Annotated in this window: 23 protein-coding genes and 1 tRNA gene; 18 read left to right on the top strand and 6 right to left on the bottom strand. The window is 55.9% G+C overall.

The features are described from left to right. Window positions 1-43: 43 nt before the first annotated feature. Window positions 44-616 carry a fasciclin domain-containing protein gene (locus ACYSMN_RS06750; RefSeq protein ID WP_488923088.1) on the bottom strand — a complete coding sequence of 191 codons (573 nt, stop codon included), beginning with the start codon at window positions 614-616 and terminating at the stop codon, window positions 44-46. A gap of 804 nt (window positions 617-1420) precedes the next feature. On the opposite strand from ACYSMN_RS06750, the gene ACYSMN_RS06745 reads away from it, so the two are divergent. Beyond that, window positions 1421-2038 (top strand): TetR/AcrR family transcriptional regulator, encoded by a 618-nt coding sequence (locus ACYSMN_RS06745; protein ID WP_488923087.1) that lies wholly within the window; start codon window positions 1421-1423, stop codon window positions 2036-2038. Next, window positions 2035-3117 carry a 1,2-phenylacetyl-CoA epoxidase subunit PaaE gene (paaE, locus tag ACYSMN_RS06740; protein ID WP_488923086.1) on the top strand — a complete coding sequence of 361 codons (1083 nt, stop codon included), beginning with the start codon at window positions 2035-2037 and terminating at the stop codon, window positions 3115-3117. Before ACYSMN_RS06745 ends, paaE begins: the two co-directional genes overlap by 4 nt. An 80-nt stretch (window positions 3118-3197) precedes the next feature. On the opposite strand, the gene ACYSMN_RS06735 is transcribed toward paaE, so the two are convergent. Both ACYSMN_RS06735 and ACYSMN_RS06730 read right to left on the bottom strand, forming a co-directional pair. Next, window positions 3198-4331 carry a multinuclear nonheme iron-dependent oxidase gene (locus ACYSMN_RS06735; protein WP_488923085.1) on the bottom strand — a complete coding sequence of 378 codons (1134 nt, stop codon included), beginning with the start codon at window positions 4329-4331 and terminating at the stop codon, window positions 3198-3200. 17 nt (window positions 4332-4348) lie between these two features. Further along, window positions 4349-4501 (bottom strand): chryseobasin-related MNIO class RiPP peptide, encoded by a 153-nt coding sequence (locus tag ACYSMN_RS06730; RefSeq protein WP_488923084.1) that lies wholly within the window; start codon window positions 4499-4501, stop codon window positions 4349-4351. A 205-nt stretch (window positions 4502-4706) separates the two neighbouring features. Between ACYSMN_RS06730 and paaA the strand changes: the two genes are divergently transcribed. The 10 genes from paaA to ACYSMN_RS06680 all read left to right on the top strand — a co-directional run bounded on the left by paaA (window position 4707) and on the right by ACYSMN_RS06680 (window position 14304). After that, window positions 4707-5651 (top strand): 1,2-phenylacetyl-CoA epoxidase subunit PaaA, encoded by a 945-nt coding sequence (paaA, locus tag ACYSMN_RS06725; protein ID WP_488923083.1) that lies wholly within the window; start codon window positions 4707-4709, stop codon window positions 5649-5651. Between the two features lie 135 nt (window positions 5652-5786). Continuing rightward, a complete protein-coding gene (paaB, locus tag ACYSMN_RS06720) occupies window positions 5787-6074 on the top strand; it encodes a 1,2-phenylacetyl-CoA epoxidase subunit PaaB (RefSeq protein WP_488923082.1) in 288 nt (95 codons plus the stop codon). Window positions 6075-6085: 11 nt separating this feature from the next. After that, window positions 6086-6889 (top strand): 1,2-phenylacetyl-CoA epoxidase subunit PaaC, encoded by an 804-nt coding sequence (gene paaC / locus ACYSMN_RS06715; RefSeq protein ID WP_488923081.1) that lies wholly within the window; start codon window positions 6086-6088, stop codon window positions 6887-6889. Then, on the top strand, window positions 6883-7395 hold the full coding sequence (gene paaD, locus ACYSMN_RS06710; RefSeq protein WP_488923080.1) for a 1,2-phenylacetyl-CoA epoxidase subunit PaaD: 513 nt from the start codon (window positions 6883-6885) through the stop codon (window positions 7393-7395). The genes paaC and paaD overlap by 7 nt, the downstream gene beginning before the upstream one ends. Before the next feature lie 164 nt (window positions 7396-7559). Beyond that, entirely contained in the window at window positions 7560-8345 is a 786-nt protein-coding gene (locus tag ACYSMN_RS06705; RefSeq protein WP_488923079.1) for an enoyl-CoA hydratase-related protein, read from the top strand. Beyond that, a complete protein-coding gene (locus ACYSMN_RS06700) occupies window positions 8342-9505 on the top strand; it encodes a 3-hydroxyacyl-CoA dehydrogenase NAD-binding domain-containing protein (RefSeq protein WP_488923078.1) in 1164 nt (387 codons plus the stop codon). The genes ACYSMN_RS06705 and ACYSMN_RS06700 overlap by 4 nt, the downstream gene beginning before the upstream one ends. Then, on the top strand, window positions 9498-9944 hold the full coding sequence (gene paaI / locus ACYSMN_RS06695; RefSeq protein WP_488923077.1) for a hydroxyphenylacetyl-CoA thioesterase PaaI: 447 nt from the start codon (window positions 9498-9500) through the stop codon (window positions 9942-9944). Before ACYSMN_RS06700 ends, paaI begins: the two co-directional genes overlap by 8 nt. Continuing rightward, on the top strand, window positions 9941-11146 hold the full coding sequence (gene pcaF / locus ACYSMN_RS06690; protein WP_488923076.1) for a 3-oxoadipyl-CoA thiolase: 1206 nt from the start codon (window positions 9941-9943) through the stop codon (window positions 11144-11146). The genes paaI and pcaF overlap by 4 nt, the downstream gene beginning before the upstream one ends. Before the next feature lie 228 nt (window positions 11147-11374). Then, window positions 11375-13426 carry a phenylacetic acid degradation bifunctional protein PaaZ gene (gene paaZ / locus ACYSMN_RS06685; RefSeq protein WP_488923075.1) on the top strand — a complete coding sequence of 684 codons (2052 nt, stop codon included), beginning with the start codon at window positions 11375-11377 and terminating at the stop codon, window positions 13424-13426. A gap of 98 nt (window positions 13427-13524) precedes the next feature. After that, window positions 13525-14304 carry an enoyl-CoA hydratase/isomerase family protein gene (locus ACYSMN_RS06680; protein ID WP_488923074.1) on the top strand — a complete coding sequence of 260 codons (780 nt, stop codon included), beginning with the start codon at window positions 13525-13527 and terminating at the stop codon, window positions 14302-14304. A 50-nt stretch (window positions 14305-14354) separates the two neighbouring features. On the opposite strand, the gene ACYSMN_RS06675 is transcribed toward ACYSMN_RS06680, so the two are convergent. Next, complete coding sequence (locus ACYSMN_RS06675) at window positions 14355-14582, bottom strand: hypothetical protein (RefSeq protein WP_488923073.1); 228 nt, start codon at window positions 14580-14582, stop codon at window positions 14355-14357. Window positions 14583-14765: 183 nt separating this feature from the next. Continuing rightward, a tRNA-Phe gene (locus ACYSMN_RS06670) sits at window positions 14766-14838 on the bottom strand. 181 nt (window positions 14839-15019) lie between these two features. Between ACYSMN_RS06670 and ACYSMN_RS06665 the strand changes: the two genes are divergently transcribed. The 5 genes from ACYSMN_RS06665 to ACYSMN_RS06645 all read left to right on the top strand — a co-directional run bounded on the left by ACYSMN_RS06665 (window position 15020) and on the right by ACYSMN_RS06645 (window position 21167). Next, window positions 15020-16423 carry a 4Fe-4S dicluster domain-containing protein gene (locus ACYSMN_RS06665; RefSeq protein WP_488923072.1) on the top strand — a complete coding sequence of 468 codons (1404 nt, stop codon included), beginning with the start codon at window positions 15020-15022 and terminating at the stop codon, window positions 16421-16423. Window positions 16424-16534: 111 nt separating this feature from the next. Beyond that, window positions 16535-17389 carry a (Fe-S)-binding protein gene (locus ACYSMN_RS06660; RefSeq protein WP_488923189.1) on the top strand — a complete coding sequence of 285 codons (855 nt, stop codon included), beginning with the start codon at window positions 16535-16537 and terminating at the stop codon, window positions 17387-17389. A gap of 119 nt (window positions 17390-17508) precedes the next feature. Continuing rightward, window positions 17509-17994 (top strand): hypothetical protein, encoded by a 486-nt coding sequence (locus tag ACYSMN_RS06655; RefSeq protein WP_488923071.1) that lies wholly within the window; start codon window positions 17509-17511, stop codon window positions 17992-17994. Between the two features lie 113 nt (window positions 17995-18107). Then, window positions 18108-20036 (top strand): CHU_0125 family OmpA-like outer membrane integrity protein, encoded by a 1929-nt coding sequence (locus tag ACYSMN_RS06650; protein WP_488923070.1) that lies wholly within the window; start codon window positions 18108-18110, stop codon window positions 20034-20036. Between the two features lie 273 nt (window positions 20037-20309). Next, on the top strand, window positions 20310-21167 hold the full coding sequence (locus ACYSMN_RS06645; RefSeq protein ID WP_488923069.1) for a proline and serine-rich protein 1 family protein: 858 nt from the start codon (window positions 20310-20312) through the stop codon (window positions 21165-21167). A gap of 157 nt (window positions 21168-21324) precedes the next feature. Here the strand turns inward: ACYSMN_RS06645 and ACYSMN_RS06640 are convergent, their stop codons facing one another. Continuing rightward, window positions 21325-21801 (bottom strand): DUF4293 domain-containing protein, encoded by a 477-nt coding sequence (locus ACYSMN_RS06640; RefSeq protein ID WP_488923068.1) that lies wholly within the window; start codon window positions 21799-21801, stop codon window positions 21325-21327. Between the two features lie 91 nt (window positions 21802-21892). Between ACYSMN_RS06640 and ACYSMN_RS06635 the strand changes: the two genes are divergently transcribed. Further along, window positions 21893-23095 (top strand): thiolase family protein, encoded by a 1203-nt coding sequence (locus tag ACYSMN_RS06635; protein WP_488923067.1) that lies wholly within the window; start codon window positions 21893-21895, stop codon window positions 23093-23095. Window positions 23096-23121 lie beyond the last annotated feature (26 nt).

Below are 23121 nucleotides of genomic sequence, written 5' to 3'. Positions count from 1 at the left end.
CATACAGGAAGGCGCTTTTTGCTATACTAGCAGGTAGGCCAGATTAGGGCATCAACACTTTGTCGATAACGTGAATCACGCCGTTGCTCTGAATAACGTCGTAGGTTGAGATGGTCGATACCCCACCTTTTTCGTCGACCAGTACTACGTTCTTCGGGCCATTCATCATGGCTTTGAGGGTGCCGCCGCTCACGGTTTTCAGCGTAGCGGTGCCTTTGCCAGCCTTGATAGCCGACATGATCTTATCGGCCGTCATGTTGCCGGCTACTACGTGGTAGGTCAGGATTTTGGTGAGCGTGGCTTTGCTCTCCGGCTTCACCAGGGATTCTACCGTACCAGCAGGCAGGGCGTTAAAAGCAGCGTTGGTAGGAGCAAAAACGGTGAAGGGACCTTTGCCTTGCAACGTTTCTACCAAACCAGCGGCCTTCACAGCAGCTACGAGCGTGGTGTGGTCAGCAGAGTTAACGGCGTTTTCTACAATGTTCTTATTCGGATACATTGCCTTGCCACCCACTGATACAGTACCGGGAGTCATGGTAGCTTGAGCCGAAGCAGAGGAGATAGTTGCGGCGCCCATCAAGGCCACCAGAGCGAAAGAAAGCAGGTTCTTCTTCATGAATGTGAGAAAGAGGAGTAGAGTTTATTTGATTTGGCAGCACTTACGCCTCAACCTGAGCAGTTGGATTTATTGTGCCTGAAAAAATATTTTTAAACCTCTATACACACCTTATTCCTAATATAAGAAGCGCCCTGAGAAGCAGAGCCATAGCGTCCAGCTCTGTTTATAAAAGCAAGGGGGTTGTTTTGCTACGGGGGGCGGTATTCATTGCTCTTTTTCACACCTGAAGCAGCGATACTTGTTGTTGGCTGCTACTTATAAGCAAGACGGCCTACAGCTTATCAAATCAGAATGGAGAACTTGATTCCGTCTGGCTGAAAATCAATTTCCACTCAATGCAGAGTGAAAGAATAGCCCTGCTATTCGTTGCTTAGCCAGCAATATGGTACGGCGTGCTGACGCACGAAAAGCCCTAAACGCAAACCGGCCGAATTGGTAGGATACCAATTCGGCCGGTGTAGGATTTCGAAAACCGCGAGATGGGCGCTATTATCCTGACGGCTGTCGAAGAGCAGGAGCCAACTGGGGTGGGAGTCAGTTAGCAAGTAATGTGGGAATTGGCTACCAGGCTGCTGGGGGGATTGGCTACCTGATAGTGGGAGCAATATTAAGCAAACTTTAAGATAAACTAATGAGTGTTCGCTTTTTTTGGGTGAGTATACACTCACTTGAAGCATGCTTAGTGCAGTAATGAGAAGTGACACGAATAACGAAGATTACTAACGAACGTTTGTTTCGTGCAGATCGAGCCTGTACTTTTAATCTTTTGTTAGCACCTAAAGTAGAATTTTACTGAAGGTGGTGCCTGATTACGCTCTCAAATACTCAATGGCGAAGAAGAGTAAAGTCAACAAGCGCCAGCTTATATTGGAAGAAGCAGCCAAACTATTCAAGGCGCGCGGCTTCAGTGGTACCTCTATGCGCGATTTAGGCGCCCAGGTAGGTATGGAAGCGGCCAGCATGTACAACCATATCAACTCCAAAGAGGAGCTTTTAGAGCACATTTGCTTTCATATCTCGAACACCTATATCTCACAGCTCGCTGAAATAGAAAAGACAGACGCCTCGTATGTAGACAAAATCAAAGCTCTAATTAGACTACACATCCGTCTGATGATTGAAGATGGTGCAGCGGTATCGGTGGCGAATAACGATTGGAAATATCTGACGGGCGAAAAGCTTACAGCTTTCAAAGAGGCTCGCAAGAATTACGAAAAAGGTTTTGCGGACCTGATTGAGAAAGGTATTGCGGCGGGCGAGTTGCAGCCAGTAAACGTGTCGGTGGCTTTGTTTACAGTTCTCTCGGCGGTGCGCTGGGTGGAGCTTTGGTACCGTCCGGGCCGTGGTATCTCGGCCAAAGAATTAGAACAAAATATCATGACCATTCTGTTGAATGGCTTGGCGAAACCAATTGCATGAGCCGGTTCCACAAAGTCAAAATCAAGCGTATCACCAGGGAGACGTCCGACTGCGTAACCCTCTCGCTGGACGTACCAGCTGAGTTGCGCGACACGTTTCGCTTTACGCAGGGGCAGTATCTCACTTTTCGGCGGGAGCACAATGGCGAGGAACTGCGCCGCTCCTATTCTATTTGCAGCAGCCCGCTCGACAATGAGTGGCAGGTAGCCATCAAGAAGGTACCGGAGGGTCGTTTTTCTTCGCTGGCAGTCGATACTCTGCGAGTCGGGGAGGAGTTGGAAGTAATGCCGCCGGCGGGTCGCTTTTTCACGGAACTGCACCCTACTAACGCCAAACATTACGTGGCTTTCGCGGCGGGAAGCGGTATTACTCCCGTTTTCTCCATTGTAAAAACCATTCTGCTCACTGAGCCGAATAGCCGTGTGACGTTGATTTATGGCAACCGAGGCCGAAACTCTATCATCTTCAAAGAAGCCATTGAGGGGCTGAAAAACAAGTTTTTGCGTCGGCTCAGCGTGTACCACATCCTGAGTCGGGAACAGGGTGGTACCGATTTGTTTTTTGGTCGGATCGATGAGGCAAAAACTCGGCAGTTCCTAGGCAAAATCTTACCGCCTGAGCAGATTGATGAATGTTTTATCTGCGGCCCGGAGGAGATGATACACGGCGTCCGCGCGGCATTGACGGACGCGGGCGTGGCGGCGGAGAAGATTCACTTCGAGATGTTTACGTCGGCGGCTGGTGGCGCGAAGAAGCAAGCGGGTCCTACTAAAACCCATGTGGCTGGCGAGGACGACAAGCACAGCCAAGTAACGGTAAAGCTTGATGGAAACTCACAACTGCTGGAAATGTCGTACTACGGCAACACCATTCTAGACGCCGTGCTGGAAACCGGCGCTGATGCTCCGTATTCGTGCAAAAACGGCATGTGCAGTACCTGTCGCGCCCGCGTAACGGCCGGCCAAGCAGAGATGGACGTTAACTATTCTCTTTCTGAAACGGAAGTAGCGAAAGGTTACATTCTAACCTGCCAAGCGCGGCCCACCTCGGAAAAGGTAACCGTTGATTTTGACCAATAATAACTCGCAGACTAGCCTTTAACTCGTTCTTCTAATTGCTTCAGAAAGGCTGCATATCTTCAATAGGCGCCGTATCCGCGCTATTTCTTCCACTTTTGCGCAATGCTGACAGCACTTTCCAACATGTGTGGTTGCCAGTGCTCAATTGCCCAAGCCGTGTTAGTTAAGAGCGAGGAGTGGAGTAGCCGTTGGGCTTCTTCAAACGAGGGTGCCGTTTCCAGAATTTGAGATAAATAAATCTGCTGCTCATGCAGCACGGCATCTTCCACAGCAGGGCCGAGTTGCAAAGGCTGTAACGGCAGGAACAGCTGGCTAAAATGTTCGGAACGGTTCTGTGTGCTCTGACGCACAACTCTTTCCATTCTCAAGAAATCGGCTCGGAATAACTCGCGGCTACTTTCCGTTTTCAGGCCGTTTCCCAGTTGCTCTAGCACAACGTATTTCAGATTAGGACACTTCGGAATGGTGCGTTCCAACAGCTGAAAAACTTCCTCTGGTACGGAGTCGTCGTGCGTGTCTCTTCGTATTTTCTGATTGGGCACTAACACCGATTCCTCCCAACTGCCTCCTGAGATATGTATTTCTCGCACTCTGTCGAGCGGATACAGATCAATTAGCTCTTCGTAGGAAACGGAGAAATTATGAAGCTGGCAGTAGAGGTTGTGCAGATCCAGGATGATAAAGCCATTCACTGGCTCAATCAGTTTTTCCAGGAATTCTCCGTGCCGTTTTACTTCATCCAGTGCGTAGGCAAAAGCCAGGTTCTCCAAACCAACTGGGCAGCAACAGGCCTCGTAGATCCTGCTCAATCGGTCTTGCCCAATGCGCAGGCTCATGCTGGTGTACGGAATGGGGAGAGGAGCACCATAATGGAAGTTCTGGCCGGTGAAAAAGCCGAAATGCTCCGTGATATGGTCGAAGGAAAATTGAGACGACAGCTGTTTTAGTTGCTCCAGCCACTGCTGCTGCTCTTGGGTCCACTTCGCCGATAGCAAAGAGAAAAACACCCCGTGGCCGATCAACCTTTGCTCTTGGCTATAAGTGTTGAGCAGAGCAGAAAACCATTCTGGTATCTGCTCTGCCCAGAAAAGCGTGTCAAAAGACCACTCAATGGCTTCCACCCGACCTTCTTCCAACAAAGGAAAGGCCGCCGATAGAATGTCGGCGTCCAGATTACAGGCTATCGAAGATAAAATGGTCGGTTTTTCTGCCATGCTTTAACTGCTCTTGTTCAGCCCATGCCACAAGCAGGGCAATTGTCAGGTGTCTTGGTTACCTCTTTCTTGCCTTTTTCTTTAGGCTCTGCAGACTCCTTCTTGCAGCCAGTGGTTTGGACTGCCATGCCAACGAGTATGGCGCCGAGTAAAGCTTTAGGTAGTTTCATATTACAGCTTGTTTGGTGTGCGTTTGGATTCGTTTTGAATTTAAGAGCTCACTGCCACAACAGAGGTTGCATTCCGTAGATAGTTTATATCTCATATTTAGTTGTGATGCGTAAACACTCTGCATTTATCTAGATTAGATGCGGCTTCTGCTACATTTTTTCTACTTTTAACTAACGAATGTTAGTTTAACTTTGTTGAAAGCGCATGGAAACGGTAGAACTCACCCTCGAAGAGCAGTTTCAGGCCCGCATCGATGCGGACATTCGCATTGAGCCCAAAGATTGGATGCCCGATGCGTACCGTAAAACGCTGATCCGGCAGATTTCGCAGCACGCTCACTCTGAACTGGTTGGCATGCTGCCAGAAGGCAACTGGATTACGCGGGCTCCTTCGCTCAAGCGCAAATCCATTTTGCTGGCCAAGGTGCAGGACGAAGCTGGCCACGGCCTCTACCTCTACAGCGCTGCTGAGACTCTAGGCGCTTCCCGGGACCAAATGCTGGCCGACCTGCATTCGGGTAAAGCCAAGTATTCCAGCATCTTCAACTACCCTACGCTGAGCTGGGCTGACATGGGCACCGTGGGTTGGCTCGTGGATGGAGCCGCTATTCTGAACCAAGTACCGTTGTGCCGCACCTCCTACGGTCCGTATGCTCGCGCCATGGTGCGCGTGTGCAAGGAGGAGAGTTTCCATCAGCGGCAGGGCTTTGAGATCATGCAGACGCTGTGCGAGGGCGCACCGGAGCAGAAAGCCATGGCCAAAGAAGCTCTAAACCGTTGGTGGTGGCCCACGCTCATGATGTTCGGCCCCAAAGACGAAGAGTCGCCCAACACGGCGCAGTCGATGAATTGGCGCATCAAGCGCTTCACCAACGACGAGCTACGCCAGAAATTTGTGGACATGATGGTGCCGCAGGCGGAGTTCCTGGGCCTGACTGTTCCCGACCCGGCCCTAAAGTGGAACGAAGCCAAAAACGGCTACGACTTTGGTGAGGTGGACTGGGAAGAATTCTGGGCCGTAGTGAAAGGCAACGGCCTCTGCAATAAAGACCGGCTCGGCGCTCGGGTGAAGGCTTATGAAGAAGGTGCCTGGGTACGCGAAGCTGCGCTAGCCCACGCTGAGAAACGTAAGCAACGTCAAGCCGCTTAGAAGCAGATTATCCGCGGCCGACATAGTTGGTGGGTTTGCTAGCCGATGCTCGATCTTTTACTCATCGCTCAACGCCGTGAGCAACGGACCCTTCCAACTGGCGCTACCAAGCATCAATAGAAGCAAGCATACATCATGAATCAAGCTGAATGGCCGCTGTGGGAAGTGTTTATCCGCAGCAAACAGGGCCTCGACCATAAGCATGTCGGCAGCCTGCACGCCGCTGATGCCACGATGGCCATCCAAAATGCCCGGGACGTGTATACGCGCCGCTTGGAGGGCGTCAGCATCTGGGTGGTGGAGTCGAAGCATGTACACGCCTCCAACCCTGACGACTCGGCGGCCTTCTTCGACCCGGCCAACGATAAAGTATACCGGCATCCCACTTTCTATGAAGTGCCGGATTCCATCAAGCACATGTAAAGCCGACGGTTATGCAAGTTGTTCCCACCGAAACGCCAACGTTGGCGGCGTACTCGTCCGAAGTGCGCCAACAGCTGTTCCACTACGTACTGCAACTAGCTGATACGAGCCTGATTCTGGGCCACCGCCTATCCGAATGGTGCGGGCACGGGCCGATTTTGGAGCAGGATTTGGCCATGGCTAACATTGCGCTGGACTTGCTAGGCGAAACGCGCAGCCTCTACCAATACGCCGCTGAACTAGAAGGCCAGGGCCGGACCGAGGACGACCTGGCTTTTCTGCGCATTGCCACCGACTACAAGAACCCGCTGCTGGTAGAGCAGCCCAACGGCGACTTTGCGGATACCGTAGTGCGCCAGTTTCTGTTCGATAACTTCCATTACCATTTCCTGCAACAGCTCCAAACCAGCCCTGATGAGCGGCTGGCGGGCATCGCGGAGAAGTCCTTGAAAGAAGCGGCATACCATCTGAAGTGGAGCTCGGAATGGGTGATTCGGCTGGGTGATGGGACGAAAGAGAGCCGGCAGCGAGTAGAAAAAGCTGTGGCTAATCTGTGGCGTTATTCCGGCGAGCTAACTACTCTTACAGTCACCGAAAAAGCCCTGCAAACCATTGGCCTGGTGCCCGATTATGCCACGCTGCTTCCCAATATGGAGGCGCATGTAGCGAAGGTGTTCTATGAAGCAACGTTGCCAGTGCCCCAGGGCGTATTCATGCAGAAGGGCGGCAAGGATGGTCGGCACTCCGAACACCTGGGCTATATTCTGGCGGAGCTGCAATACATGCAACGCACCTATCCCGGCATGAAATGGTAACTACCGCGTCTGCCCCGACCGAGGAAAGTATCTGGCAATTGCTGGAAGAAGTTTCGGACCCCGAGGTGCCTGTGCTCAGCATCCTGGATCTGGGCATCGTGCGCGGCGTGCGGCTGAGTGGCGAAGAAGTGCACGTAACCATCACGCCCACCTATTCCGGCTGCCCAGCCATGAACACCATTGCCACCGATATTCGGCTGCGGCTGCTGGCGGAGGGCATCACCAAACTTCACATTCATAACCAGCTCAGCCCCGCCTGGACCACGGATTGGATGTCGCAGGCGGGCCGTGAGAAGCTGGAGGCTTACGGCATTGCGCCGCCGGTAGATGGCACCGCTACGGGGCATTTGCTCAACCTGTTCGGCGCCGATACTGCTGTGCGCTGTCCGCTCTGCAAGTCCGGCAACACACACTTGATCAGTCAGTTTGGGTCTACTGCTTGCAAAGCCCATTACCAGTGCAACGACTGTCTGGAGCCGTTTGACTATTTCAAATGTCATAGTTGAAGGCTTGCCCGCATCATCCGAAAACAGTTTCTCAACCACTTCCATAAGCATTCATTCACAGCCTTGCCTGCGGAGAAAAACAAGCGTACCATTTCCGGTAGTTTATCTTTTCGCGGGCTCTGCGCCTCAAGCAGACCGGGGGCTAGAAAATGAGGCCACCAACTATGTCCGAAACATCTTCTCTGCTCTTTTCTATCGACGGGGGCGTCGCTACGATTCGCTTCAACCGGCCTCAGGTCTTCAATAGCGTCAACCGCGAGGTGGCGCTGGCTATGCAGCAACACCTGCACGAGTGCCAGCAAAATCCGGCGGTGCGAGCCGTGCTGCTTACGGGCACCGGCAAAGCCTTTTGCGCCGGGCAGGACCTGGCGGAAATCACGGGCCCCGACAGCCCAGAAGTAGCCGAAATAGTAGAGAAGCTCTACAACCCAATTGTGGAGTTGATTCGGGCGCTGGAAAAGCCGGTGGTAGCGGGCGTGAACGGCGTAGCCGCCGGGGCCGGTGCCAATCTGGCTTTGGCCTGCGACGTGGTGGTAGCGAAAGAATCGGCCTCGTTCATCCAAGCTTTCAGCAAAATTGGGTTGATTCCTGACAGCGGCGGCACCTACTTTCTGCCGCGGCTGGTCGGCTTGCAACGAGCCAGCGCCCTTATGCTCACCGGCGACAAAGTAAGTGCCGCCGAAGCCGTGCAAATGGGCATGATTTATAAGACATTTGCTGATGAAACCTTCGAAGCTGAGGTACAAGCGCTGGTAAAGAAGCTGGCCGCCATGCCTACCAAAGGCCTGGCCTACACCAAGCAACTCCTCAACGCCTCCTTCGGCAACGACCTCACCCAGCAGCTCCGGGCCGAAGGTGACTATCAACTCCGCGCTGGCAGCACCGACGACTACCGGGAGGGTGTGGCGGCCTTCCTCGAAAAACGCCAACCTACCTTCACCGGGCAATGATTATTGGCATTATCGGGAGCGGCGCTATGGGTGCGGGCATTGCGCAGGTGGTAGCCACGGCGGGCCATACCATACGCCTACTCGACCAAAACGCCGACGCGCTGCAACGAGCTTTGGCTGGTATCAAAACTGCGCTGCATAAGCTGGTGGAAAAAGGCAAAATCACGCCCGAAGCCGCCGAACAAGCCACTGCTAACTTGCGTCCAACCGAAGACTACGCGGCCTTTGCCGATTGTGAGCTGGTGCTGGAAGCCATCGTGGAAGACCTAGCAGTGAAGCAGGCCGTATTTCGGCAGGTGGAAAACGTGGTATCGGCTGAGTGCGTGCTGGCTAGCAATACGTCCTCGTTGTCCATTGCTTCTATTGCCGCCGCGTGCCAACGGCCGGAACGGTTTGTGGGCATCCACTTCTTCAATCCGGCTCCACTTATGCAGCTGGTAGAAGTGATTCCGGCGGTGCAAACACGCGCTGGACTAGCCAAAGAAATTAAAGCCTTGGTGCAAAGCTGGGGCAAGCTGCCCGTGCTGGCCAAAGACACTCCTGGCTTCATCGTGAACCGCGTGGCGCGGCCTTTCTACGGCGAAGCTATTCGGATTCTGGAAGAAGGTATTGCTGACATGGCCACCATCGACTGGGCCATGACCGAGCTGGGCGGTTTCCGTATGGGGCCGTTTGCACTGATGGATTTCATTGGCCACGACGTGAACTACCGCGTCACGGAGTCGGTCTTTGCTTCGTTCTTTTTTGATCCGCGCTACAAGCCATCCTTTACGCAGAAGAGGCTGTTTGAGGCCGGTTACTACGGCCGCAAATCGGGCCGGGGCTTCTACAGCTACGCGCCGGATGCCGTGCCGCTTGAGCCCGTGCACGATGAGCAGCTGGGCCAGCTGATTCTGCACCGGATTCTGGCTATGCTCATCAACGAGGCCGTAGACGCGCTGGTCCTGAACGTAGCTTCCCGAGAAGACCTGGAACTAGCCATGACCAAAGGCGTCAACTACCCCAAGGGCCTGCTGGCCTGGGCCGATGAGCTGGGCCTGCAAACCGTGCTGGCTACGCTCGATGGCCTGTACGCGGAGTACCACGAGGACCGTTACCGCGCCAGCCCACTACTGCGCCGTATGGTGCGCGCCAACCAACATTTCTTTCCGCATGAGTGAGGTGCCCGCCGCCCAGGCCCGCGCCGAAGCCGTGCTGGAACGTATGTTCCAACAAGATGCGTTTAGTCACTGGCTCGGGCTGGAAATTGATGAAGTAGGGGCTGGTTACTGCCGCCTGCACTTCACAGTGCGGCCCGAGATGCTCAACGGTTTCGCGGTGCTGCACGGCGGCGTCACGTTTGCGGCAGCCGATTCGGCTTTTGCTTTCGCCTGCAACAGCCACGGCCGCCAGAGCGTGGGCCTCTCCGTCACAATGGACTATCTCGAAGCCGGCCGGCTCGGCGACATTATCACGGTGGAAGCCCGCGAGGAAAGCTTGAAGCACAAAGTCGGCGTGTACCAGATTCGCCTCACCAATCAGCATGGCGCGCTCGTAGCCTTGTTCAAAGGCACGGCCTACCGCACCAGCACCGAAATTCTATCAGAACCTTCGCTATGAAGCAAGCCTATATCATCGACGGTATCCGAACGCCCATTGGCAGCTTCGGGGGCACCCTGGCCGCCGTCCGCCCCGACGACCTCGCGGCCCTAACCATTCGGGAACTGCTGCGCCGCAACTCCACGCTGGACCCGGCGGCCATAGCCGACGTCATAGTGGGCTGCGCCAACCAAGCTGGTGAAGACAACCGCAACGTGGCCCGTATGGCGCTACTACTGGCCGGGCTGCCCACCACCGTACCCGGCGAAACTGTGAACCGCCTCTGCGCCTCGGGCCTCTCCGCCAGCATTGCCGCCGCCCGCGCCATCCAGAGCGGCGACGGTGACCTGTTCGTAGCCGGCGGCGTCGAGAATATGACCCGCGCCCCGCTGGTGGTTTCCAAGCCCTCCAAAGGCTTCGGTACCGACTCGCAGCTCTACGATTCCAGCTTCGGCTGGCGCTTCATCAACCCCCGGATGGAGCAGCAGTACGGCACCGACGCCATGGGCGAAACCGCCGAAAACCTGGTTGACCAGTACCAGATCAGCCGCGAAGATCAAGACCAGTTTGCCGTGCACTCGCAGCAAAAAGCTGCTCAGGCGCAGCGCAGCGGCCGGTTGGCTGAGGAAATTGTGCCGGTCAGCATTCCGCAGCGCAAGGGCGAGCCGCTGGAGTTTGCCGAAGATGAGTTTTTGAAGCCCGAAACCACGCTCGAAGGACTAGCTAAGCTGCGGCCAGCTTTCCGCAAAACGGGCACCGTCACGGCCGGCAACGCCTCGGGCCTGAACGATGGTGCGGCGGCCCTGCTGCTGGCTTCGGAAGATGGTATCAAGCAACACAACCTTAAGCCCCAGGCCCGCATTGTGGCGATGGGAGCAGCCGGCGTCGAGCCGCGCATCATGGGGATTGGTCCGGTGCCAGCCAGCCAGCAGGCCCTCAAAAAAGCCGGCTTGACCCTAAACGACATCGACATCATCGAGCTCAACGAGGCCTTCGCGGCGCAGAGCCTCGCCTGCATGCGCAACCTCGGCCTTGACGACAACGACCCGCGCGTAAACCCCAACGGCGGCGCTATTGCCCTGGGCCACCCACTAGGCATGAGCGGCGCCCGTATTCTGAACTCCGCCGCCCGCGAGCTGCACCGCCAAAACAAGCGCTACGCCCTCGTAACTATGTGCATAGGCGTGGGCCAAGGCTACGCAGTCATCATCGAGAAAGCCTGATTTTATTTCTTCAGCAGAGGAGAGAACTAGCCTAAAAACTAGTTCCCCTCCTTGGAAAGGAGGGGTTAGGGGTGGTTGATCACCGTTGAACGACTCCTGGCTCTAAAATATCTAACCCTAAATCTTCAACCACCCCCAGCCCCTCCTCATCTGAGGAGGGGAGCTAGTTCTAAAAACTAGTTCCCCCTCTCTTTTGGAGAGGGGGCTAGGGGGTGAGGTCCCACCCACATGACTCAAATTCTCGAAAACTACGCCCTCGGCCGCTGGACTGCTGGCTCCGGCCCCGAACAGGAACTCTACGACGCGTGCACCGGCGAAGTCATTGCCGTAGCTAGCACCGAGTGCCTCGATTTTGCCGCCATGATGGAGTTTGCCCGCGCCAAGGGCAACAAGGCCCTGCGCAAGATGACCTTCCACGAGCGGGGCCGAATGCTCAAGGCGCTGGCCCTGCACCTGACCAGCAAAAAGGAGGAGTTCTATACCCTGAGCTACCGCAGCGGCGCCACCCGCGCCGACTCCTGGATTGACATCGAAGGCGGCATCGGCAACCTGTTTGCCAATGCCTCATTGCGCCGCAAATTCCCCGACAAGCCCTTCTACCTCGACGGTGACCCAATCGGCTTGTCGAAGGGCGGCTCGTTCATCGCGCATCACCTGATGGTGCCTAAGGAGGGCGTAGCAGTTCACATCAATGCCTACAACTTCCCTATTTGGGGCATGTTGGAGAAGATAGCCGTGAACCTGCTCGCGGGTATGCCAGCCATCGTGAAGCCCGCTCTGCCCACAGCCTACCTCACCGAAGCCGTGGTGCGCGAAATCATTGCCTCCAACATCCTACCCGAGGGTGCACTCCAGCTCGTGTGTGGCTCCGGCCAAGGCATCCTCGACCACGTCACGTACCAGGACGTAGTAACCTTCACCGGCTCGGCCGAAACCGGCCGTAAGCTGAAGGCCCACCCGCGCATCTTGGCGGAAGCCGTGCCTTTCAACATGGAAGCCGATTCGTTGAACTCAGCCATACTCGGCCCCGATGCCGTGCCCGGCACGATGGAGTTCGACTTGTTCATCAAGGAAGTGCGCAAGGAAATGACGGCCAAGGCCGGGCAGAAATGTACCGCCATCCGCCGCGTTATCGTGCCCGAGCACCTGCTTGAAGATGTGCAGATTGCCTTGGGTAAGGCGTTGGCCCAAACTACCATTGGCCACCCGCTGGCGGAAGGCGTGCGCATGGGCGCGCTGGCTGGCATGGACCAGGTGAAGCGCGTGCGCGAGCAAGTGCGCCAATTGGCCCAAAATACGCCCATCGTCTACGGCGACCTTGACAACGTGCAGGTCATCGGGGGCGACTGCAAAACCGGCGCCTTCTTCTCACCCATCGTGCTGCTCAACTCCGAGCCGTTCCGCTTCACCGACACCCACGAAGTAGAAGCCTTCGGCCCCGTGAGTACGCTCATGCCCTACAAGGATGTGGAGGAAGCCATTAAGCTGGCCAACATGGGCAAAGGCTCCTTGGTCTGCTCTGTAGCCACCGCTGACCCCGGCGTGGCGCAGGAATTCGTACTGGGCGCGGCCACGCACCACGGGCGAATCCTGGTGCTGAGCGAGGAGATGAGCAAGGAAAGCACCGGGCACGGCTCCCCACTGCCACTCCTGATTCACGGCGGGCCAGGCCGGGCCGGTGGCGGCCAGGAAATGGGCGGTGTGCGCGGCGTGGAGCACTTCATGCAGCGCGTTGCCATCCAAGGCTCACCCACCATGCTGACGGCCATCACGGACGTGTACCAGCAGGGCGCCAAGCAGAAAGAGTACGACAAGCATCCCTTCCAGAAGTACTTCGAGGAGCTGGAAATCGGCGAAACCTACGTGACGCACAAGCACACCGTCACGGAAGCCGACATCAGTAACTTCGCCAACGTATCGGGCGACAATTTCTATGCGCACGTAGATGCTACTTCGCTGGAAGGCACGCTCTTCACGGGCCGCGTAGCGCACGGCTACTACATTCTCAGCAAAGCCGCTGGCATGTTCGTCGACCCGCGCAAAGGCCCGGTTCTGCTCAACTACGGCCTCGATGAGTGCCGCTTCACCAAGCCGGTTTACCCCGGCACAACTATCGGCGTGAAACTCACTGTAAAAGAGAAGATCGGTCAGGAAAAGCGGGATGAAGAGGATGTGGCGAAGGGCATCGTGCGCTGGCTGGTAGACGTAACCGACCAAACCGGCGAAACCGTAGCCGTAGCCACCATCCTAACAATGGTAAAGAAGCGCGAACAAGTCTAGTTTCCATTTCTCGCAGTGTTCCACGGTGTTGACGCAGTGTTTCGCAGTGTGCTGACGACTGAACACTGCGCCAACACTGCGAGAAACATCAATACCCCATGACAACCACCACGCTAACTGCCGGCCACGTCACCACTTCCACCGATGCCGCTGGCGTTGCTACCATCTCCTTTTTCCACCCTTCCCACAATTCTCTGCCCGGCAGTTTGCTGACGGAGCTGGCCCAAACGATTACCACCGTAGGCCAGAATCCTCAGACTAAGGTCATCATCCTCAAGAGCGAAGGCGAAAAAACCTTCTGCGCCGGAGCCAGCTTCGATGAGTTGATTGTCATTGAAGATGAAGCACAAGGTTTGTCGTTCTTTTCTGGCTTCGCCAAGGTGATTAACGCCTGCCGCACCTGCCCTAAAATTGTCATCGGGCGCGTGCAGGGCAAAGCTATTGGCGGCGGAGTGGGAGTGGCCGCCGCTACGGATTACTGTTTTGCTACCACGCAGGCAGCCGTTAAGCTAAGTGAACTGGTAGTCGGTATTGGGCCGTTTGTAGTAGGTCCAGCTGTGGAGCGCAAGATTGGCGTGGCCGCCTACGCCCAACTGGCGCTGGATGCCGCCGAATTTCGCTCCGCCAGCTGGGCGCGCGAAAAAGGACTGTACGCCGAAGTGGTAGAATCAACGGAAGCCCTGGACACCGCAGTTCAGACCTTCGCTGCCAAGCTTGCCGCCTACAACCCCGCCGCTCTAGCCGACCTTAAACGAGTCATTTGGGAAGGGACGGAGCATTGGGACGCGCTACTCCTGGAAAGAGCGGCTATCAGCGGGCGACTGGTCTTGTCCAACTTCACTCGGCAAGCCATTCAGCAATTCAAAAGCCGAGGCTAGCAAGAAGTACGGTTAGCAGTTCTGCTACCGGCCATCCAATAGCCGCAACGTTAGGCCAATACGTGCTGCTCGGCCAGGCATCCCTCGATAGAAACTATCTGCAAGCCTAGCAATTGCGGACTGCGGAACTGCTCGTACAAATCGGCAAAAACCTCGCTCACTTCATAGGTATCACTCAGAATATCGTGCTCGATCTTTTGAGTGGCCACCACCTGCCCGCAACTCATTTCAGCCATTGTAACTCGGCAGCGTATCTGATAGCACTGGTTCTGTTTCATAGCTGAAAAGGCAGTTTGAGGCTTGGGAAACGCGGAAAGCAAAAATACTAATTATAATAGCAATGGCAACTGGTTTAGTAAGAATTATAGCACAACAGCAACTTATTCTATGAACTGGTAGGTTGTGTTAAAGAGCAGCAAAAAACAAAAAACCCTCTCTGCAATTTGCAAAGAGGGTTTTCGTGGTAATGGTTGGAATCGAACCAACGACACCAGCATTTTCAGTGCTGTGCTCTACCAACTGAGCTACATTACCAGCTCTGGGCGCCCCGAAGGCCGTTGTAACCGTTGGGGAGCACAAAAGTAGTAAACCATTTTCAACCTACAAGTCGTATCCTAAAAAAATCTTCATTCCGAAAACTCTGCGCGCAAAACTCTTAATTTGTTATGCATAACGAGTATATTTCGGAGCAAACTCCAACCCCACCTTTCCTCCCGTGCATTTCTCTTTTCAAAACATCATCTTCCTGCTGGTGGCAATAGCGGGCTTCGGCCTGTTTGTCTGGCAAGTGCGGAAGATTCGAGCCAACATCCTTGTCGGGCGCGACCGGGACATGAGCGGCCGCACCAACGAGCGGCTTAAGAAGACCCTACTAGTTGCCTTTGGGCAGCAAAAGATGTTCAAGCGCCTCACGCCCGCGTTTCTGCACCTCATTGTCTACGTCGGCTTCATTGTCATCAACATTGAAGTCATTGAAATTATGATTGACGGGCTGTTTGGCACGCACCGGGTGTTGCAGTTCCTTGGGCCGGTCTACTCGGCTCTTACCGGCACCAACGAAATCCTAGGGGCGCTAGTGATACTGGCCGTGGTGGCTTTCTGGTGGCGTCGCAACGTGAAGAAAATCCGCCGCTTCACCGGGCCGGAACTTCGCGCTTGGCCTAAGCTGGACGCCAACATCATTCTGTATGTAGAAGTGATTCTGATGGCGGCCCTGTTCACGATGAATGCTGCCGATTTGAAGCTGCACGCCTTGGAAGGCCGGGACTTGCCAGGCGCATTTCCTATTAGCGGATTGCTGGTAGGGTTGTTCCCGGATAACCCAACCGCGCTGGTCGTGCTGGAACGCCTGGGCTGGTGGGCGCATATCGTGGGTATCTTACTGTTCCTGAATTACCTGCCAAGCTCCAAGCACTTCCACATCATCACGTCTTTCCCGAACGTGTATTTCTCGCGCATGATGCCGCAGGGGCAATTCTCGAACGTGGAGAGCATCACGCACGAAGTGAAAGCCATGATGGATCCGAGCTACCAGGTGCCTACGCCGGTAACGCCGGAAGGAGCCGAGGTTGCGCCCACGCCTTTCGGGGCCAAGGACGTGAACGATTTAGCTTGGACCAACCTGCTCAACGCCTATTCTTGCACCGAGTGCGGACGTTGCACCTCCGTGTGCCCGGCCAACCTGACGGGCAAGCTGTTGTCGCCGCGCAAAATCATCATGGATACCCGCGACCGGGTGGAAGAAAAGTACAACTCGCCGCTGATTTTCAGCCCCAACCTTTACGGCCAGGAAGCCAAGCACGAGTCGCAGGAGCAACTCGGCAAGGAAAACCACACGCTGCTGCGCGGCTACGTGACGCCGGAGGAACTGTGGGCCTGCACCACCTGCAACGCCTGCGTAGAAGCCTGCCCTGTGAACATCAACCCGCTGGAAAGCATTGTGGAGATGCGGCGCTTCCTGGTGCTAGAAGAGTCGGCGGCGCCGAACTCACTGAATGTCATGTTCTCCAACATCGAAAACAACGGCGCTCCTTGGGCCTTCTCGCCCTCTGACCGTTTCAACTGGGCCGACGACTTGTACGTGGCCGAAAAGGAGGTAGGCGTGGCAGTCAGGAGCTAAAACACTCTTGTCTTTCCTGTACCACGCCCGTTCTATCTCCTACCTCCTGACTCCTAGCTCCTAAAAAATATGGCTGAGCAAACTGCCAAACGCCCCGTATCTGTTCCAATGATGGCCGACCTGGCCGCCCGGGGCGAAACTCCAGAAATCCTGTTCTGGGTAGGCTGCGCCGGCGCCTTCGACGACCGGTACAAGCGCGTTACTCGTGCTTTCGTACGCATTCTCGAACACGTAGGCGTGAACTACGCCGTGCTGGGCATGGAAGAAAGCTGCACCGGCGACCCGGCCAAACGGGCCGGCAACGAGTTCCTGTTTCAGATGCAGGCCATGCAGAACATTACCACGCTCAACGGCTACGGCATCAAGAAAGTAGTAACGGCCTGCCCACACTGTTTCAACACTATCAAGAACGAATATCCCGCGCTGGGTGGCGAGTACGAGGTGATTCACCACAGCACTTTCCTACAGCAGCTCATCAACGAGGGCCGTGTGACGGCGGAAGGTGGCGAGTCTTTTAAAGGGCGGCGCATCACCTTCCACGATTCCTGCTACCTGGGCCGCTCCAACAATATCTACGAAGCGCCCCGCGCCGTGCTGGAAGTGCTAGACGCCGACTTAGTGGAGATGAAGCGCTGCAAAACCAACGGCCTCTGCTGCGGCGCTGGTGGCGCGCAAATGTGGAAGGAGCCCGAGCCCGGCAAAAAGGATATCAACATTGAGCGCGCCGAAGAAGCCTTGGCTACCCTCGATGGCAATGCCGACGTGCTGCTGAATCTGAAAGGGGTGGAAAGCAACGCGCCCGTACTACCCGCCGGCTCCAACCACGGCGGCAGCGTGATTGCCGTAGCTTGCCCTTTCTGCATGACCATGATGGCCGACGGCGTCAAGAACAAAGAGCGGGAATCGGATGTGCAGGTATTTGATTTGGCGGAGCTAATTGCTTCGGCCGAAGGTCTGAACGTGTAGCCGCTTCGCGTCGAGTAAGACACATACATTGTCTAACCCCGCCGGAACTTCCTGGTGGGGTTGTTTCTTTGTACTGAAGTAGCCGTGCGCTACCTGTTTGTTTTCTGAGGCTAGACCTTATGTACGTTCCTTTCGACCAGCTGCCGGCTTCAGCTCGCATTTGGGTTTACCAATCAAATCGTCCGCTGACGGACAGCGAAGAAACCGCTATTCAGCCGCTACTGAGTCGTTTTGCTGATGAGTGGACCAGCCACGGCCGCACGTTGCAGGCTTCGTTGGCAGTGTTGCACCACCAGTTCTTGGTGGTTGGTCTTGATGAGGCAGTGGCCGATGCTAGCGGCTGTTCCATTGATGCTTCGGTACGATTTGTGCGCGAGCTGGAAACGCACCTGGGAGTGTCGCTGCTGGAAAAGTCTCAGTTGGCCTTTCTAGTGGCTGGCGAGGTGAAGCTCTTGGACCGGCGCCAGCTACGAACGGCTATCGAAACCGGAGAGCTTACTCCTTCTACTCCCTATTTTGACGCGACGGTAGCGCGAAAAGATGGTTTGGCAACGTTGTTTCCTGGACCAGCAAGCACTACGTGGCTGGCTCGGTATTTCACCTAACGAATGAAGTAGATTTGCCTTTCGGCTATAATACTATCCAAACTTAGTATTATTAGACCCTGGTTAGCTGAATTGAAAGTCGCCTCGTTTTCAACTCCACCCTCCACCACGTTATGAAGAGATTCCTATTGATTTGCGCTGCGGCCGGCTCCTCTGCCTTGCTTAGCGGCTGCGCAACTTCCGGCGGCGGCAGCAAAGCTGACAAGCGCTTCGCCCGTGGCGAATATGAAACCGCTATTGAGCTTTATAAAGCCGATGTTACGAAGGGCAAAAACCCGGCTGCGGCGAATTACCGTGTAGCAGAGTCTTACCGGCTTTCCAACCGGATTGAGCAGGCCGAAGAGTATTACAAAGCCGCCATTGCTGGCGGCGTAAAAGTGCCCGATGCCTCGTTCTACTACGGACTGGCTCTGAAAGCCAACGGCAAGTACGATGAGGCAGCTCAGCAGTTTGATGCCTACACGCAGGCAAATGCCGCTCGGCCCCTGGCGCCTCGGGCGGAGCTGGAGTCGCGGAATGCTAAGATGGCCACCACCATTGTGGCGATGCAGTCCAACAATGAAGTGGCTTCGCTCGACCAGATAAATACACCGTCGTCGGAGTTTGGCTCCACCATTATGCCCGACACCAAAGAGCTGGTGTTTGCTTCGGGCCGGGAGGGTAAAAAGTACCTTGGCAACGGGGAGAACTTCGTTGATCTGTACGCCGTCAAGTTCGATGATGCGGCGAAGATGACGGGTGGCACGGTGCGTAAGCTGGAGCCGCTTTTCAATACCGAAGACAAGCACGAGGCCAGCGCCACCTACACGCCCGACGGCAAAACAATGGTGTTTGCGCGCTCCAACAACGGCTCGAAAAAGGGCTTGTTGAGCGTTGACCTTTGGATTTCGTATTTCAAAAACAACGCCTGGAGCGAGCCAGTACTGGCCAACATCAACGACCGCTCGGCCGATGATTTCTCGCCAGCTTTTGCTGCCGATGGCCAGACGTTGTACTTCGCTTCCAGCCGTAAAGGCGGCTTGGGTGGCAATGACTTGTACCGCGCTACTTTAGGTCCTAATGGTCGTTTCTCGCCTGCTGAAAACTTGGGTGACCAGGTAAACACTCCTGGCAACGAGAACTTCCCAGCGGTAGCGCCCGATGGCACGCTGTACTTTTCCTCCGACGGACAGCCCGGCCTAGGCAAGCTCGACATCTTCATGGTCGAGAAAGGCAAGGTGACCAATCTAGGAGCCCCCATCAATAGCTCCGGCGACGACTTCGCACCGTATTTCACGACGAAGGAGATGGGCATTTTCTCCTCCAACCGTGCGGGCGGCAAAGGCTCTGACGACCTGTACACCTTCCGCAAAAAGCCGCTCAAGCTTGTTACTTTCTATGCCGATGGCACAGTGATAACTCGCAATGAGAAAACGGGGGCTACAGCACCAGCCAGCAACGAGGAAGTGGTGCTGTTTGGTCGGGATGGCCAGAAACTGCAAACCGTGGCGACGGATGCCGAAGGTAAATTCAGCATCAAGCTCGATTCGGCAGCCGCTACCTACGCGCTGGTGGCCGACCGGGCTGGTTTCTTTACGGCTCGTGCCCCGCTAAGCACGGTGGGCCGCAAACCACCACAAAGTCAGCTGGTGAACGAGATGAACGACATCCGGATTCCGGTGGCGCTGACGCTGACGGAAATCGTGAAAAATCGCGCCATCCGCGTCGACAACATCTTCTACGACTACAACAAGGCTGACATCAGGCCCGACGCCGCGGTGGAGCTGGACAAGCTGGTGGAAACGCTGAACGACAACCCGAAAATCACCATCGAGCTCAGCTCCCACACCGACTCCCGCGGTAAGGATGCCTACAACCAAGCCCTCTCGCAGCGCCGCGCTCAATCTGCCGTGGACTATATCATTTCCAAGGGCATCAACAAGGCGCGTATTACGGCCAAAGGCTACGGCGAGACTCGTCCGGAAATCAAAAATGCCAAGACGGAAGAGCAGTTCCAGCGCAACCGTCGCACGGAGTTCAGAGTGACTAAGATTGCCGAATAAGCTCCGCTGAAAAATGCCAGAAAAGCCTCTGCGCCGGAAGATGCGGAGGCTTTTTGTTGCAAGTGTAGCGTGGAAATCTGTTCCGCGCACGAGCCGCAGGCGAGTTCCTACGCGGTGGCGCAACTGGCACGGCACCGCATACTCGCTTCACTCGTGCGCGGAACAGATTTCCGCGCTACGTTGCTGCCTGCCGGCTTACAAAAGAAATGGCACAATCCTTGGCTTATGCATGAATGCAGGGGCAGAAGGGCTCCTGTGTAATTTGCTACTGCCATGAAAAAGGCGCTACTCCTTTGCTTCGGTCTGTTCTTGCTGGCCGCAGCACATCTTCAGGCCGCTCCAGCCAACGTTAATTTCACCTCAGAGCGCGGAGTTCCTTTCAATCTGCGGTTTGATGGTCGTCCGCTCACGCGCGGCGGCGCCCGCCAAGTGCACATCAACCGAATTGCGCCGGGTGTACACTGGGCCGAGTTTATGATTCCGGTGGGCTACGGCCGCTCTATCAACTACCGCACCCGCGTGTTTCTCGACCCTGGCCTGGAAACTAGTTTCGTGCTGCTGACTCGGCCCGGGTGTGCGCCAGAATTGCGTAAAATAGCCGCGGTTCCGATGCGCGGCGGCTATCGGTCTGGTGGTTACTATGGTGGCAACCCCAATAGCGGCTACTACGGCAATTCCCAAGGTGGCTACCGGGGCGACAACAACGACGACTATGACGACGCTTATGGTAACCAGGCGCCAACCGGGCCACAGAGCCAAGGTGGATATGATAATGGCGGGTATAACAATGACAACGGCGGCTATTACCCCGGCGGGGGCGTCAGCTACAACCGGACTATGGCCCCACAAGACGTGGATGCACTAGTGCGGGCCGTAGATGCCAAATCACTTGATAGCAGCAAGCTTGGTATTGCCAAAGAGGCTTTGGGCCAGTCGGCCATTAGCGCGGCGGATTTGAAGCGCGTGTTGCAGCAACTCGACTTTGAAAGTTCCAAGGTGGAACTCGCCAAGTTCGCCCATCCGCACGTCGCCGATCCGCAGAACTTCTACCAAGTGTACGATGCTTTCAGCTTCGACTCCAGCATCCGGGACGTGCAGCAAGCCCTCGGCTCTCCAGCGCAGAGAAACTAAGCTTGGCATCATGGGAAGCAGTATGGTGAACTGCTGCTCGACTGGCAGAATCGCTGCTATTTTCTGAAAGAACGTTAAAAAGCAAAAAGGCCACTGCACGCGTGCAGTGGCCTTTTTTAGTGTCAACTAGCCCTGTGCCAGGCAGCGAGGATTTCGGCTAGCGTAGGCGGTCCATGCTGCGCACCAGCTGCTCGTCGCGACGGATGAAGCGGTTGGCTAGTAGGTTGAGCAGCAGCGCCAAGGTGGGCAGATAGAAGCCAGCCTGGTAGGAGCCGAGCATTTTTACGTTGAGGGCTTGCTCGCCGAGCGTGGAGAAGTAGAAGCCCGACCCGATGGTGCACAAGATCAGCAGCAGGTTGAGAATGCCTAACCGCAGCTGCGTGAACCGGTTGCGAAACTGGAAAATCTCGAACAGCGCCACGGCCGCCGAAGCTGCCGCGAAAGCCGCAATCAGCCATACCGGACCGGGCGGCGTGAGGCCGGTGCCGGACTTGTTGTAAGCAAAACTAGTGGCCGTCATGGTCAGCTCCTGGCCAGTGATAGGGTCGACTTTGTGCCAGAGAGGCAAGAAAATAACGGCAATCATACTCAGCGCTAGCAGGAGCAGGAATACGCTTTGGATTCTTTGTATCATCTTTGTGTTTTGTCAGTTTAGGCCGTTTGCCTTACGCAACGAGCTGGCAAAAGTAGCCAACAACGGCTGGAATAACCGCATTCACACGACAATGCCCACTGCTTATATAGTTGACGCCGTCCGGACTCCAATAGCCAAATTTGCCGGAGCCCTGAGCAGCGTCCGCCCCGACGACCTGGCCGCGCACATCCTGCGCGAGCTGCTGCGCCGCAACCCTTCTCTCGATAAAAACGCGGTGGAAGATGTCATTATTGGAGCCGCCAACCAGGCCGGCGAGGACAACCGCAACGTGGCCCGTATGGCCGCGCTGCTGGCCGGCCTGCCCATCACGGTGCCGGGCATAACCGTGAACCGGCTCTGCGCCTCCGGGCTGCAAAGCATCATGGATGCGGCCCGCGCTATCAAGGCCGGCGAAGGAGACATCTACCTGGCGGGTGGGGCCGAAAGCATGACCCGGGCGCCGTTCGTGATGGCTAAATCGGAAACCGCCTTCGGCCGCGAACTGACGGCCCACGACACCACGCTGGGCTGGCGCTTCACTAATCCGAAACTGTCGAAGATGCACCACCCGTACGCGATGGGTGAAACGGCCGAGAATGTGGCCCGCAAGTACGGCATCACGCGCACCGAGCAGGATGAGTTTGCCTTTGAATCGCAGCGGCGTTACCACCGGGCCGCTGAGAAGGGCCGGTTCCGCAAGGAAATCGTGCCGGTGTTCGTGGCCAATCCGAAAGGAGCCGCGGCCTTGTTTGATACTGATGAGCCGCCGCGCCTGAGCAGCATGGAGAAGTTAGCTACTATTCGGCCTGCCTTTCAGCCCGTAGATGGCACCGTAACGGCCGGCAACTCGGCCGGCATCAATGATGGCGCGGCTGGGGCCATTGTAGTGAGTGAGGAAGCGCTGAAACGGTACAACCTGAAGCCCCTGGCCCGGGTGGTGGCTTCGGCCGTAGCGGGTGTAGATCCGGCTTACATGGGCCTAGGGCCCGTACCCGCCACGCACAAGGTGCTGCAACGCGCCGGCCTCACGTTGCAGGATATCGGACTGATTGAGCTGAACGAAGCTTTTGCCGTGCAGAGTATTGCCTGCATCCGCGACCTGAACCTCAACCCCGACATCGTGAACGTGAATGGGGGCTCCATTGCCATCGGGCACCCGCTCGGGGCTAGCGGCTCGCGCATCACTGCCACGCTGCTCCATGAAATGCAGCGCCGCGAAAACGTGCGCTACGGTCTCGCGACGATGTGCGTAGGAGTAGGGCAGGGAGCCGCCGTGATTTACGAGCGGCTGTAATGAACGAAGGCTACTTGCGCATCTGC

The sequence above is a fragment of the Hymenobacter sp. M1-2 genome (assembly GCF_057808495.1).
This window is presented reverse-complemented; position numbering and strand designations above follow the sequence as displayed.

What these genes read in the sequence shown, in the direction of transcription:
- ACYSMN_RS06750 (WP_488923088.1), bottom strand. Translation starts at nt 616, where the DNA reads ATGAAGAAGAACCTGCTTTCTTTCGCTCTGGTGGCCTTGATGGGCGCC.
- paaE (WP_488923086.1), top strand. Translation starts at nt 2,035, where the DNA reads ATGAGCCGGTTCCACAAAGTCAAAATCAAGCGTATCACCAGGGAGACG.
- ACYSMN_RS06735 (WP_488923085.1), bottom strand. Translation starts at nt 4,331, where the DNA reads ATGGCAGAAAAACCGACCATTTTATCTTCGATAGCCTGTAATCTGGAC.
- ACYSMN_RS06730 (WP_488923084.1), bottom strand. Translation starts at nt 4,501, where the DNA reads ATGAAACTACCTAAAGCTTTACTCGGCGCCATACTCGTTGGCATGGCA.
- paaA (WP_488923083.1), top strand. Translation starts at nt 4,707, where the DNA reads ATGGAAACGGTAGAACTCACCCTCGAAGAGCAGTTTCAGGCCCGCATC.
- paaB (WP_488923082.1), top strand. Translation starts at nt 5,787, where the DNA reads ATGAATCAAGCTGAATGGCCGCTGTGGGAAGTGTTTATCCGCAGCAAA.
- paaC (WP_488923081.1), top strand. Translation starts at nt 6,086, where the DNA reads ATGCAAGTTGTTCCCACCGAAACGCCAACGTTGGCGGCGTACTCGTCC.
- paaD (WP_488923080.1), top strand. Translation starts at nt 6,883, where the DNA reads ATGGTAACTACCGCGTCTGCCCCGACCGAGGAAAGTATCTGGCAATTG.
- ACYSMN_RS06705 (WP_488923079.1), top strand. Translation starts at nt 7,560, where the DNA reads ATGTCCGAAACATCTTCTCTGCTCTTTTCTATCGACGGGGGCGTCGCT.
- ACYSMN_RS06700 (WP_488923078.1), top strand. Translation starts at nt 8,342, where the DNA reads ATGATTATTGGCATTATCGGGAGCGGCGCTATGGGTGCGGGCATTGCG.
- paaI (WP_488923077.1), top strand. Translation starts at nt 9,498, where the DNA reads ATGAGTGAGGTGCCCGCCGCCCAGGCCCGCGCCGAAGCCGTGCTGGAA.
- pcaF (WP_488923076.1), top strand. Translation starts at nt 9,941, where the DNA reads ATGAAGCAAGCCTATATCATCGACGGTATCCGAACGCCCATTGGCAGC.
- paaZ (WP_488923075.1), top strand. Translation starts at nt 11,375, where the DNA reads ATGACTCAAATTCTCGAAAACTACGCCCTCGGCCGCTGGACTGCTGGC.
- ACYSMN_RS06680 (WP_488923074.1), top strand. Translation starts at nt 13,525, where the DNA reads ATGACAACCACCACGCTAACTGCCGGCCACGTCACCACTTCCACCGAT.
- ACYSMN_RS06675 (WP_488923073.1), bottom strand. Translation starts at nt 14,582, where the DNA reads ATGAAACAGAACCAGTGCTATCAGATACGCTGCCGAGTTACAATGGCT.
- ACYSMN_RS06660 (WP_488923189.1), top strand. Translation starts at nt 16,535, where the DNA reads ATGGCCGACCTGGCCGCCCGGGGCGAAACTCCAGAAATCCTGTTCTGG.
- ACYSMN_RS06655 (WP_488923071.1), top strand. Translation starts at nt 17,509, where the DNA reads ATGTACGTTCCTTTCGACCAGCTGCCGGCTTCAGCTCGCATTTGGGTT.
- ACYSMN_RS06650 (WP_488923070.1), top strand. Translation starts at nt 18,108, where the DNA reads ATGAAGAGATTCCTATTGATTTGCGCTGCGGCCGGCTCCTCTGCCTTG.
- ACYSMN_RS06645 (WP_488923069.1), top strand. Translation starts at nt 20,310, where the DNA reads ATGAAAAAGGCGCTACTCCTTTGCTTCGGTCTGTTCTTGCTGGCCGCA.
- ACYSMN_RS06640 (WP_488923068.1), bottom strand. Translation starts at nt 21,801, where the DNA reads ATGATACAAAGAATCCAAAGCGTATTCCTGCTCCTGCTAGCGCTGAGT.
- ACYSMN_RS06635 (WP_488923067.1), top strand. Translation starts at nt 21,893, where the DNA reads ATGCCCACTGCTTATATAGTTGACGCCGTCCGGACTCCAATAGCCAAA.